The organism is Zobellia barbeyronii (assembly GCF_018603515.1).
Classification (GTDB): domain Bacteria; phylum Bacteroidota; class Bacteroidia; order Flavobacteriales; family Flavobacteriaceae; genus Zobellia; species Zobellia barbeyronii.
In genome coordinates, this window is record NZ_JACATN010000003.1 from 774,114 (window position 1) to 786,569 (window position 12,456).

The 12,456-nt window shown below is 37.5% G+C and carries 9 protein-coding genes and 1 tRNA gene; 3 read left to right on the forward strand and 7 right to left on the reverse strand.

Annotation, left to right across the window (positions count from 1 at the left end; all coding sequences use genetic code 11):
- Nucleotides 1-317 precede the first annotated feature (317 nt).
- Entirely contained in the window at nucleotides 318-2,882 is a 2,565-nt protein-coding gene (locus HW347_RS11800) for a glycoside hydrolase family 3 protein (protein ID WP_225901908.1), read from the forward strand.
- 484 nt (nucleotides 2,883-3,366) lie between these two features.
- Nucleotides 3,367-4,149 carry an SPOR domain-containing protein gene (locus HW347_RS11805; RefSeq protein WP_214612028.1) on the forward strand — a complete coding sequence of 261 codons (783 nt, stop codon included), beginning with the start codon at nucleotides 3,367-3,369 and terminating at the stop codon, nucleotides 4,147-4,149.
- 61 nt (nucleotides 4,150-4,210) lie between these two features.
- Here HW347_RS11805 and HW347_RS11810 read toward each other — a convergent pair whose 3' ends face one another.
- Nucleotides 4,211-4,915 carry a helix-hairpin-helix domain-containing protein gene (locus HW347_RS11810; protein WP_214612029.1) on the reverse strand — a complete coding sequence of 235 codons (705 nt, stop codon included), beginning with the start codon at nucleotides 4,913-4,915 and terminating at the stop codon, nucleotides 4,211-4,213.
- 229 nt (nucleotides 4,916-5,144) lie between these two features.
- Between HW347_RS11810 and HW347_RS11815 the strand changes: the two genes are divergently transcribed.
- Nucleotides 5,145-6,107 carry a tRNA dihydrouridine synthase gene (locus HW347_RS11815; protein ID WP_214612030.1) on the forward strand — a complete coding sequence of 321 codons (963 nt, stop codon included), beginning with the start codon at nucleotides 5,145-5,147 and terminating at the stop codon, nucleotides 6,105-6,107.
- A gap of 294 nt (nucleotides 6,108-6,401) precedes the next feature.
- Here the strand turns inward: HW347_RS11815 and HW347_RS11820 are convergent.
- From HW347_RS11820 to murC, 6 genes are all read right to left on the reverse strand, one after another.
- A tRNA-Arg gene (locus HW347_RS11820) sits at nucleotides 6,402-6,475 on the reverse strand.
- 4 nt (nucleotides 6,476-6,479) lie between these two features.
- Nucleotides 6,480-6,926, reverse strand: coding sequence for a GatB/YqeY domain-containing protein (locus HW347_RS11825; RefSeq protein ID WP_155597649.1), 447 nt, complete (start codon nucleotides 6,924-6,926; stop codon nucleotides 6,480-6,482).
- Between the two features lie 98 nt (nucleotides 6,927-7,024).
- Nucleotides 7,025-9,010, reverse strand: a complete 1,986-nt coding sequence (ftsZ, locus tag HW347_RS11830; protein WP_214612031.1) for a cell division protein FtsZ — start codon at nucleotides 9,008-9,010, stop codon at nucleotides 7,025-7,027.
- A 36-nt stretch (nucleotides 9,011-9,046) separates the two neighbouring features.
- Nucleotides 9,047-10,390, reverse strand: coding sequence for a cell division protein FtsA (gene ftsA, locus HW347_RS11835; protein WP_214612032.1), 1,344 nt, complete (start codon nucleotides 10,388-10,390; stop codon nucleotides 9,047-9,049).
- Nucleotides 10,391-10,393: 3 nt separating this feature from the next.
- On the reverse strand, nucleotides 10,394-11,113 hold the full coding sequence (locus HW347_RS11840; RefSeq protein ID WP_214612033.1) for a cell division protein FtsQ/DivIB: 720 nt from the start codon (nucleotides 11,111-11,113) through the stop codon (nucleotides 10,394-10,396).
- Complete coding sequence (murC, locus tag HW347_RS11845; RefSeq protein WP_214612034.1) at nucleotides 11,103-12,455, reverse strand: UDP-N-acetylmuramate--L-alanine ligase; 1,353 nt, start codon at nucleotides 12,453-12,455, stop codon at nucleotides 11,103-11,105. The genes HW347_RS11840 and murC overlap by 11 nt, the downstream gene beginning before the upstream one ends.
- Nucleotide 12,456 lies beyond the last annotated feature (1 nt).

Genomic DNA, 12,456 nt, shown 5'->3' on the forward strand with positions numbered 1-12,456 from the left:
AAAAAGCCTCATAATGAGGCTTTTTTGGTTTAAGCCCAATATTCAATTAGTTTAGTGTAAAAACAAAACTAGTAGGAAAGTTTAAATAAGATATACGTTCTTTAATACCGCAACAAGAATAGGTAAAATACTCCTAGTTAATACCGATTTAGAAAAAGAGGGAATAAAAGAATTTATTGATATCTGGGTCAAGTTGGAAGAATATGAAAATAGATTATAAGCCAGCTAGTTAAGTTTAGGTTTTAAAAATATAGTACCTTATACCAACATCCTAACAACCACCGACTATAATATAAATACCACAAAAAAACTACACTATGCACACTAACAAGTCTTCACTCTTGTACATTTCGCTCTTATTCGTTATCCCCATTCTATTTGTGGGCTGCACGCAATTAAAAACACCTGTAGAGTCACCCAAAGTAATAGATACCGATAAAAAAATGGACGAAGCTGAAATAACTACTGAAACTATGGTTCACCCAGAAGATTGGGCTATCATTAAACCGTTACCATTGGACCCAGCTATTGAAGCACAAATAGATGAACTATTGCCTAAATTAACTTTGGAACAAAAAGTAGGTCAGGTTATTCAAGCAGACAATGGATCTATTACTCCAGAAGAACTAAAAAAATATCGTTTGGGATCTATACTGAGTGGCGGTAATTCAGCACCGGGACCACTATCCTATGCGGACAGCAAAACATGGTTGGCAAAGGCCGATGAATATTACAACGCCTCCATTGACCCCGAAGGCGTAGAAGTTGCCATCCCGTACATATGGGGAATTGATGCAGTACATGGTCACACTAACCTACGCGGTGCAATTGTCTTCCCGCATAACATTGGACTAGGCGCCATGCACAATCCAGATTTAATCGAAAAAATAGCATCTGTAACTGCTCACGAACTTACGGTCTCTGGTCACGATTGGACCTTTGCACCAACGTTGGCCGTACCGCAAGATTTGCGTTGGGGAAGAAGTTATGAAGGTTTTTCTGAAGATGCAGCAATCGTTAAATCCTACGCAGACCGGATTGTATATGGACTACAAGGGCATGTTGGAAGCTCAGATTTTATGGGTGATGGTCACGTTATATCTAGTGCAAAACACTTTCTAGGTGATGGAGCTACAGAAAATGGAGTTGATCAAGGTGATGCTAAGATTAGCGAAAAAGAATTAAGAGATATTCATGCCGCTGGATACTACAGCGCTATACCTGCCGGAGTACAAACCGTAATGGCCTCATTCTCTAGTTGGGAAGGCAGAAAATTGCACGGCGATAAAGAACTGTTAACAGATGTCCTAAAAGGTAGAATGGGCTTTAATGGCTTTGTTGTTGGAGATTGGAATGGTCATGGTCAAGTTCCCGGATGTACAAATACAGATTGCGCAGCATCTTTAAATTCAGGTTTAGACATGTATATGGCTCCTGATAGTTGGAAAGGATTATATGAAAGCACCTTGCAACATGTAAAGGATGGAACCATCCCAATGACCCGTTTAGATGATGCAGTACGCCGTATCCTGAGAGTTAAAATTGCCTCTGGAATATTTACCAAAGGAGCACCAAGTACTCGTAAAAATGCAGGTGACGAAAATTTATTGGGTCTTCCTAAAAACAGAGCCATTGCAAGGCAAGCCGTACGAGAATCTATGGTTTTACTAAAGAATAACGGTGGTGTATTACCACTAGATGCATCAAAAACTATTATGGTAATTGGTGACGGGGCAGATAATATTGCTAAAATTAGTGGAGGCTGGACGCTTTCTTGGCAAGGTACAGGCCACACTAATGATGAATTTCCTAACAGCCAAACTGTATTAGACGGTATAAAAAAAGCTGTGAACACAGCTGGCGGAAAAGTAATTTTTTCAGCAAATGGTGATTCTAATGAAGCAGCCGATGTGGTGATTGCAATATACGGTGAAGACCCTTATGCCGAGTTCCAAGGAGACCTTGAGAATTTGGACTTTGTTCCAAACGGCTTTGACACCAACACACTAGACAAATTTCGTAGTAAAGGTATTCCTGTAGTGTCCGTATTTCTATCGGGACGGCCTCTGTGGGTTAATCCAGAAATAAACAAATCAGATGCATTTGTTGCTGCATGGTTACCGGGTAGCGAAGGTGGTGGTATATCAGACTTATTATTTAAAAGAGACCCTTCCTATGAATTTACGGGCAGCCTGTCTTTTGCATGGCCAAACAACGCAGTGGTTTCCCCTGACTTGGCTACACGAGAATCTACAAAATTGTTTGAGTTAGGTTATGGTCTTAATTATCAAAACGAGGTGATCATCGATCAACTTTCTGAAGATTCTGGTCTAGAAAATACTGAAGTGGTTTCAACAGGTGTGTTTTTTAATAAAGGTGCAGCTGTCGCACCATGGAATTTAGGGTTAAAAACGGGCGACTTAAACAAACAAATCGGCAGTTTCCCAACATCTGTTGGAGGCTTGCTAGTCAGTAAAACTGACCATACCGCACAAGAAGATGCTTTACGTATGAATTGGACATTACCAGATTATGACCAACTTCTTATAAGTGCAGCTTCCCCCAGTAATATGAGTCGTCAAACAAATGGCGCAATGGAACTGACCTTCTTCGCTAAATCTTTTAAAACCAACGATGCCACCGTCAAAATTGGGATGTGTAGCGAAGATGCCACTTGCGACAAAACACTGGATATAAAAATAGTAGCCAATGAATGGCGAGAATATAGAATAAGCTTAAGCTGCTTTGCTAGTCTTGGTGTTGATATGAGTAAAATTAGCAGTGCATTTATGATAACCGCTGGTGAAGGTGCTGATATTGGACTTAGTCAAATTCGCTTAGAATCGGACATTGATGCTAAGCCTGGCTGTAGTGGTATGTAATAATTTCATTCAGAATCTGGATAAAAAAACAATAAAGAGTAGTTTTAATAAACTGAAAAAACTCTAATTTTTAAATTAATTTCAAAGAGGTAAATGACAATGTCTTTACCTCTTTTTTATTTAAAATTTCAGAGTCCGGACTATCCTTATTTGGTACTTGTAATATGGCTAAATAGTCAAAAATTTCCACCCATAAAGTTTGAATTAAAAATCACACAGTACTAGTGTTTTGCAGACTGGAGAAATTGACCTATGCATCTCCTTTCAAATTATATAACTTATTTCAGCATAAAATATCGCTTATTTAAATATTGAAAAATGAAATGAAAATTAGGAGAATTCTAAAAACAATTTGCCAATACATTACGCATTAGTCTCGATTAGGATGATAGAGGTAACTTGGTATAAATCAACAGAAAGTAACATTACACCTTATATTTACATATCTAGATAACCTAACCAGTTCTAACTATAAACCACAAATATGAATCCTAAAAAGGATGTTTTTGAAAACTCAGAAGAAAAATGGAATTTTATAATTGCGATAATTGTCATTGCCATTTTCTCCATATTCATCTATCAATATTTCTTCAAAACGGAAGAAAACCTAGTCGCTGAAACACCAACTGATTTGGATGAATCTCAAATAGAATCCACTTCATATTCCAAGACTAAAGATGAGGAAAATAAATATTTCTATGCAAATTCCACAACCTATGAACTTAAGAAAATAAAGGCCGAAGATGCATACGAAAGCCAGATAGATAGTGCGCTTGTTATTTCGGATATTACAAGAGGTAAACCTGAGCTTATTGATACTATTTTAGAAACTAAAACTTCGGATAGTAAAATAACAACACAAATTGAAGAGCAAAAAGAAGGCTTTGAAATCACTCAACCTTCTACAGACAAATTAATTCTTAAAGAAACTATTGCAACGCCAGAAGAGCCAACAGAAGCAGAAGTAAAAATAGAACCAATAACGGAAAAAGTTCAAACCAAGACTGAGAACAAAGCCGAATCCCAGACAACTAACCTAACGTATAACTGTGTTATAATAGTTGGTGTGTTCAGAGAGCAAAACAACAGAAATGCCATTATACAAAAACTAAAATTATTAGGTTATAATCATTCAGAAGGTATTTTACGAGAAGGTATGAATTATGTTGGTGTACCTACTGCCTGTAACGATGAACCAGGAAAGCAAAAGCTTTTAGACGAACTGAACGCTGCTTTTGGTATAGATTCGTGGGTAAAGAAACTTTAATTTAAAACAAAAAAAGCCGTAAGATTTACTTACGGCTTTTTGCTTTACATCAATCAAGAACTTATTTGCCCCCGTTTAATTTATCCTGTAATTTTTTTAACTCATCCCATTTATCGGCACTAGCCAATTTAGCCTGTTTTGGCCAAGAACCTGGTTTATGCATGGTATAACGAGGTCCGGCTTCTTTTAAAATATCTTCTAGAACCTTAGCAGTTGTTTTACTTAGTTTTTCAAAAGTTCCAATACCTTTCTCTGCTAAAATAGAAGCTATTTTAGGTCCTATTCCTTCTATCTTTTTTAAATCATCTTTTTTTGCCTTCGCAGCAGGTTTCTTCGCAACAGTTTTTTTCGCGACAGGTTTCTTTGCGACTGGCTTCTTAACAACTTTTTTTACTGGTTCTTTTACGACCTTTTTCACCGTTTTCTTAACTGGTTTCTTTTGCTCGGGCATTGAGCTCAAATCAACCACACTGTTATCTACACCATCGTAAGGCGAAGGTACATAAGCATCTGCATCATGGTCATTGAACCAACCTTTATCCGTACTCAAATAACGAAACTCATAACGTTTTCCTATCTCAAGCTCTATAGTCTTGGAATAAGAACCGTTCTTTTTATCCATTTGATAAGCACTATCGTTAGTCTGCCAATTATTAAAGTCACCCAACAACAAAACATCAGATGCGCTTGGAGCTTCATTTTTTCCCACCTTGAATGTTACCAAAGCATGTGAACTCTTACCTTTTGCCTTTTTTATTAATGCCATATCTCTAGAATTTGTTTCTTATATAAAAGTAACACAGAAATTACTCATTTCCATAAACTTAGGTTAACAAATTCCTTATTTTAATTCATTACAAACAAATCAGGGCAAATTGCAGAACTATATTCAATAAAAATTCACTTCATAAAACAAATACAGCAATATCCTTAAAGCCAATTCTTAAATGGTAATCTTTGGTAAAAAGCTATCTTTACACCTTTAAATTAAATGAATGCCCTATACACTGCTATCCTCCCCATTACAAGGTTTTACAGATGCTACTTTCCGTAATGCACAACAGAAATTCTTTGGAGGAATAGACACTTATTATGCACCGTATATTCGGTTTAATAGAAAGATGATTATAAAGGGTTCGTACCAACGAGATTTAAACCCCGAAGCAAATACCACTTTAGAGCTTATTCCGCAGGTAATGACAGCAGATGTTGATCATTTTATATTTGTAATAAAGTACATCCAGTCTTTAGGGTACACAGAACTTAATTGGAATTTGGGTTGCCCCTACCCTATGGTTACCAATAGTGGCATGGGCTCCGGTCTTATTTGTAATACTGAAAAAATAGACCATATTTTGGATCGCGCACATAGTGAAACAGATGTTACCATCTCTATGAAAATGCGTCTTGGGTACGAAAATAGTAATGAAATATTAGATTCTTTTCCCGTTCTAGAAAAGTACCCTCTTAAAAACGTGGCCATTCATGCCCGGCTTGGAAAACAATTATACAAAGGAGGTGTTGATCTTGAAGCCTTCCAGAAGTGCGTAGACGTCGCTAAGCACACTTTATACTATAATGGCGATATTACTACTGTTGCTCAATTTAAAGCAATGCAAGAACGGTTCCCGTCCATTGAACATTTTATGATAGGTCGTGGTCTTATTGCAGATCCGTTTTTACCAAGTATGATTCGCGCAAATACTACGGAATATCCTGCTGACCGATGGAATATTTTTAGAGAATTTCACGATACCATTTACCAACAGTATGATGCCATGCTTTCTGGGCCAACGCCTATAAAAATGAAGATGCTTGGTTTTTGGGAATTCTTTTCCCAATCTACACACAATCCGCAAAAAGTCTATAAAGCGATTAAAAAGGCAGGCAACCCCTTTAAATACAAACAAGCTGTTGGAGAAATTATAGCTGCACAAAAACGGAATTCTATCAGATAATCCATATTGCTTTTTTCTATCGGCTTTTAGATTTGCTAGATGTTCTTCATATTTCTATAAACGAAACTCAGCACAATCAAATGAACTCTTTTGTAGCGTTATTCTATATCCAACTACACTAATCAAAAAACTTTGCTCAGAGTCCCCTTAAAGCACTTAGAACAGTTGTATGGTGTATTCTGCACTAATCTACTTTAATAAATGTGTTTGGGGACGTTTCTTAAAAAACGACATACTTCTGAAAAGCAAAAAAGCTCTTTAAACAAATTGTTTAAAGAGCTCTAGATAAAATTGTGACCCCGGCAGGATTCAAACCTGCAACCCTCAGAGCCGAAATCTGATGCGCTATTCAGTTGCGCCACGAGGCCAATTTTATGCTAATTTTTGTTTTACGATGGCAGAAATGGTTTTACCATCGGCCTGACCGGCCAATTCTTTGGACACCATGCCCATAACCTTACCCATATCTTTCATTCCTGATGCTCCTGTTGCATCTATAGTTTGTACTACTACTTTTTCTATTTCTTCTTCTGTAAGCTGCTCTGGTAAAAACTTTTCCAATACCGCTATCTGTGCCAATTCTGGTTCAGCTAAATCTTCTCTCCCTTGTTCCGCAAAAATAGTAGCACTGTCCTTACGCTGTTTTACAAGCTTTTGAACAAGTTGAATCTCGTCATCTTCCGTCAATTCTTTTTCAGTACCACTTGTCTGTGCCATAAGCAAGGCAGACTTAATGGCGCGAAGCGATTCCAAAGCAACAGCATCCTTTGCTTTCATTGCCGCTTTCATCTGCTCCATTACCTTTTGTTGTAAGCCCATGACATTTTTATTTAGGATTGCGAAGATAAAAAATAAACCCGAAAAAAATTACTTTTTTCGGGTTTAAGCTTGAGTTAGTTAAGTTTACTCTAAAATCTTTAATCTACGTTATCATGAAGGAAAGAATTGTTAGAACGCAAACGAATTTCATCGTTGCTATCCTCACCTAGCGTAGTTCTTGAAACCTTGCTTTCTTCTCTTCTTGCATCGCTTAAATCAATGCCTTGACGCTTGTATGCTGGTTCTTTTTCAATCTCGTCAATACTGCTTACGCTGTTCTGAAACTTATAATTGAAATCCTTTAGTTTTCTTCTTCTCTCGTCCGCTCTTTCTCTTAACAGTTCATCAATTGGACTATCCATTGGATCTACCTGTGAAGATGCATGATTCTGTGGAGCTATTTCCTGAACTTCAACAGGCTTTACTTCCATAGTAGGCTCTTGCCTAACCACACGTTGTGGTTGTGGTTTTGGAGTTGGAGCCGGAGTTGGCTTTGGAGCTGGCTTAGCATTGCTCAACTTATCCTCCATTTCCATATAATCATCCAGACTATAGCGTTTTTCGCCTTGCTCGTTATATTCTAAAACTGGAACAACTTCTATGTGGCTTTCAACCTCAATATCCTTTACATCTTCATCAAGACTAAACGTGATTACGTTGTCTTGCTCTTCTTCTTCCACTTCTTCCTTCTTAGCGAAAGGCAAGTCAAAACTCATTGTAATCTGCTCTTCTTTCAACTTATCGTAAGATACAGTCATAGGGTCTACAACCTCTATATCGTTGATAGAATCTTGAGCGTTTACGATTACGAAATCATCTTCAGAAGTATTTACTTCGGCAACTTCTTCTAAAACTTCTTCATAAAAAACATTGAAGTTTTTAATGTAGCTAGTCGTTTCGATTAAATCCATTCCCGGCTCTTCTCGCACATCTTCTTCTTCAAGTGTATGCTTAATTACCGGTGCTACTTCCTTTACTTTTTCAATCGGTAATTGGTGAACGATATTCTTTCTAGCCGTTAAATCATGCTGAGCACGTTGCTCATCTTCCAACGTGTGGATGATTTTTTTTGTTTCGGTATTTACAATCTCGTCTTGTTGGTCTACATCAAAACCCGTAGCAATAATAGTTACCGCTATAGATTCGCCTAAATCTTCATCTTCACCTACACCCATAATGATGTTGGCTCCATGACCTGCTTCAACTTGAATATAATCGTTGATCTCACCAATTTCATCAATGGTGATTTCTTGTGAACCAGAAACGATAAGTAACAATACGTTTTTGGCACCACTAATTTTGTTATCGTTCAACAACGGAGAATCCAAAGCCTTTGTAATAGCTTCATTAGCTCTTGCTGAACCTGTTGCCTGAGCAGAACCCATAATAGCAGTACCGCTATTAGAAAGAACTGTCTTGGCATCTCTAAGGTCAATATTCTGAGTATAGTGATGTGTAATTACTTCTGCTATACCTCTAGCTGCTGTAGATAATACTTCATCCGCTTTAGAAAAACCTGCTTTAAAGCCTAGGTTACCATATACTTCACGAAGCTTGTTGTTATTTATAACAATCAATGAATCTACATTGGCACGCAATTTTTCAATACCTATACGTGCTTGTTCGCAACGCATTTTACCTTCAAACTCAAAAGGCATGGTAACGATACCCACGGTAAGCACGTCCAATTCTTTTGCTTGTCTTGCTATAACAGGAGCAGCACCTGTACCGGTACCACCACCCATACCAGCGGTAATAAATATCATTTTGGTAGTAGTGGCCAACATCTCTTTGATCTCCTCCATACTTTCCAAAGCGGCCTGTTCACCAACCTCAGGATTGGCACCAGCACCCAAACCTTCTGTTAATGAAACACCAAGTTGTATTTTAGTAGGCACAGAACTATTGTTCAAGGCTTGCGAATCTGTATTACAGATTACAAAATCTACGCCATTGATGCCTGACTGAAACATGTGGTTAATTGCGTTACTACCACCGCCTCCTACGCCAATTACTTTAATTACATTGCTTTGATTCTTTGGAAGATCGAAAGATATCCCATCAAATTCCGTGTTGTTGTTCATAGTGTCTTTATTACTGGTTAATGTGTGTGTCGTTTTTTACTCGGCGTTATCCAAAAAGTCTTTTAACTTCTCTGACCATTTGTCAAATACCGATTTTCGTTCTTGTTGAACTTTTGCCGAATTTTGCTGCTGATGCTCTTCTTCTTCATGGCCTGCCATAACAAGTTCTCCCTCGTCTACAAGCTCTTCTTTAACTTTTACTTCAGCTTTACCTTTATTCTCACTCTCTACTGCGTTCATCAATAGACCAACAGCGGTAGCGTATAACGGACTAGCGATTTCGGCATCTGAATCGCCTGCCAAATGTTCATTAGGGTACCCAATACGTGTATCCATACCCGTAATATATTCCACCAATTGCTTTAAATGCTTCAACTGGCTTCCTCCACCTGTAAGAACTATACCTGCAATTAGTTTCTTTTTTTGTTCATCATGACCGTAATTCTTGATTTCAGCATAAACTTGCTCAACGATTTCAACAACACGTGCATGAATTATTTTTGATAAGTTTTTAAGGGTAATCTCTTTTGGCTCCCTACCACGTAAACCGGGTATAGAAACTATTTCATTATCCTTATTTTCTCCTGGCCAAGCGGAACCGAACCTTACCTTTAAAAGTTCTGCTTGCTTTTCAATAATTGAACATCCTTCCTTGATATCTTCGGTAATTACACCACCACCAAAAGGAATTACTGCTGTATGACGGATAATACCATCTTTAAAAATGGCTAAGTCTGTAGTACCACCTCCTATATCAATCAATGCTACACCGGCTTCTTTTTCTTCTTTGCTCAAAACGGCATCAGAAGAAGCTAAAGGCTCCAATGTAATATTTCCTAAATCTAGACCGGCACTTTTGATACACCTTCCCACATTCTTGATAGAGGATACTTGACCTACTACCACATGAAAATTAGCTTCAAGACGGCCACCATACATACCTATCGGTTCTTTGATTTCTGCCTGTCCGTCCACTTTATATTCTTGCGGAAGTACGTGAATGATTTCTTCACCTGGAAGCATTACCAGCTTGTAAACTTGATTACAAAGCTTATCCAAATCCTCGTCATTGATAACCTCTTCAGAATCTGGCCTAGTGATATAATCGCTATGGTGCAGACTTCTTATATGCTGCCCGGCAATGCCCACAACAACAGATCCAATTTTCAAACCTGAATTAACTTCAGCTTCTTCTACTGCTTGTTGTATGGATTGGATGGTTTGCGTAATGTTATTCACAACACCACGGTGTACACCTAAACTTTTAGATTTACCGATACCAAGAACCTCAATCTTACCATACTCGTTTTTCTTACCGATTATAGCTACGATTTTGGTTGTTCCAATGTCTAATCCTACCGAATAATTACCTACTTCCATAACTTAATTTTTGGTGCATACTACTTGATTGTCAAACTCTAGATTAACAACATCATAGTTCTGCAGAGTTTTGTCTTTATTTGCCTTGGCGTAAAATGCCTTGAAATTGCTAAACTTTTCTTTCAACCTTTCTACATCTCCCAAATTGACAACAAACTCTTCGGTTCGAAAACGAAGTTCGTACTTCTCTTCGTTTACGATATGCAACCCAATGATGTTCTTCTTAAGAAACTCGTCCGTATTGATATAATTCAAAATCTTATAGACATCTGCTAAGCCTTCATCTGTTGTGTTACCTGTAATCATAGGCACACGTGCTGAGTAGCTATTTGACAATGGCATTTGCTTTCCATCCTCGTCAAGATAATATTTTGAATCCCCTTCTACACGTCCGATTGGTGTACGTTGAATGATTTTCGACGCTAGTTCACCGCTTACTGTAAGAAAAACTTGGGCACTTTTCACCATTTTGTTGGCCTCAATGGCCTTCTCGATGGTATTCAAAGCTAATTTTTCTTTAGGCATGTTTTCCAGACTACCGAATTTTTGTATTAACAATTTATTAACCGCGCCTTCAGTGATGAATAAGTGTTGATTTTCCACGAATTCAATCGCAATTCCCTTTACGTTTCTATTCGCACTTCTTTGACTAGAAAATGCGTAAAGCCCCGTTATTACAACGATTAAGGCTAATAGCTTTATGTAGTTATAATTAATGTGCATCTTGCAATTCTTTTGTGATCTTATTGACCTCTAAACCTATGTCTCCAGCACCCATGGTGATAAGTACTTGCGGATTTTGCTCTTTTATCTCGTTTATTAATTTGGATTTCTGAATTGTTTTTACTTTGGTATTACTAATTTTCTCCAACAACCATTCCGAAGTTATCCCTTCTAACGGTTTTTCTCTTGCTGGATAGATATCCAATAATAATACACTGTCAAATCTTGAAAGACTTTTAGCAAATTCATCCGCGAAATCTCTAGTTCTTGAAAAGAGATGTGGTTGAAAAATTGCCAAAGTTTTTTTATTAGGGTGCATTTCTGCAACCGCATCATAAACCGCATTTATCTCCGTAGGATGATGTGCATAATCATCTATAAAAATAAAATTTTCTGTTTTTATTTTATATGAAAACCGTCTTTGAACACCTTTAAAAGTTGCCAATGCATTTGCTAATTTATCCGCAGACACACCTGTGTGCAGCGCCATAGCAAAAGCTACCAGTCCATTTAGTAAATTATGTCTCCCTGGCTTGTTGAATTTTACGTTAACCAACGTAGCATCAGGCATTATCAAGTCAAAAATATAACTGCCGTTTTCTATTTTAAGATTAGTAATACAGTAATCCGCATCATCATCAATTCCATAAGTAATACCTTCTAAAGGCAAGCCTTTGCGAACAAAAAGTGCTCCATCTGGCGCTACTCTATTGGTAAATTCTATGAATGATTTTTGCAACTCTTCTGGGTTACCATAAATATCTAAATGATCTGCATCCATAGAAGTAATACAGGCCACATTAGGGAACAACCTTAAAAAAGACCTATCAAATTCATCTGCTTCTACTACAGAATAGTCCGTACCTTCAAAAACAAAGTTACTATTGAAATCTTCGGATATCCCTCCTAAAAAGCCAGTAAAACTTACTCCCGTTTCTTTTAGCAAATGTGCCAATATACTTGTAGTGGTTGTTTTACCATGAGTACCTGCTACCGCTAAACAAAAGCTGTCTTTGGTAATGATTCCGAGAACTTCGGAACGTTTTTTAATTTCAAAACCATTGGTTAAGAAATACTGATACTCCTCATGCTCTACAGAAACTGCAGGCGTATATACTATAAGTGTGTTTTCTTTATTCTTGAAACCGTCAGCAACCATGGTAATATCATCTTGATAATGAATATCTATACCTAGGCCAGAAAGCTCTTCTGTAAGTGGTGTTTGCGTTTTATCGTAACCAGCAACACTCTTTCCTATGAACTTAAAATAACGTGCCAGGGCAGACATACCTATGCCTCCGATGCCAATAAAATATACGTTATGTATGCGTTTTAAGTCCATT

What these genes read in the sequence shown, in the direction of transcription:
- HW347_RS11800 (WP_225901908.1), top strand. Translation starts at nt 318, where the DNA reads ATGCACACTAACAAGTCTTCACTCTTGTACATTTCGCTCTTATTCGTT.
- HW347_RS11805 (WP_214612028.1), top strand. Translation starts at nt 3,367, where the DNA reads ATGAATCCTAAAAAGGATGTTTTTGAAAACTCAGAAGAAAAATGGAAT.
- HW347_RS11810 (WP_214612029.1), bottom strand. Translation starts at nt 4,915, where the DNA reads ATGGCATTAATAAAAAAGGCAAAAGGTAAGAGTTCACATGCTTTGGTA.
- HW347_RS11815 (WP_214612030.1), top strand. Translation starts at nt 5,145, where the DNA reads ATGCCCTATACACTGCTATCCTCCCCATTACAAGGTTTTACAGATGCT.
- HW347_RS11825 (WP_155597649.1), bottom strand. Translation starts at nt 6,926, where the DNA reads ATGGGCTTACAACAAAAGGTAATGGAGCAGATGAAAGCGGCAATGAAA.
- ftsZ (WP_214612031.1), bottom strand. Translation starts at nt 9,010, where the DNA reads ATGAACAACAACACGGAATTTGATGGGATATCTTTCGATCTTCCAAAG.
- ftsA (WP_214612032.1), bottom strand. Translation starts at nt 10,390, where the DNA reads ATGGAAGTAGGTAATTATTCGGTAGGATTAGACATTGGAACAACCAAA.
- HW347_RS11840 (WP_214612033.1), bottom strand. Translation starts at nt 11,113, where the DNA reads ATGCACATTAATTATAACTACATAAAGCTATTAGCCTTAATCGTTGTA.
- murC (WP_214612034.1), bottom strand. Translation starts at nt 12,455, where the DNA reads ATGGACTTAAAACGCATACATAACGTATATTTTATTGGCATCGGAGGC.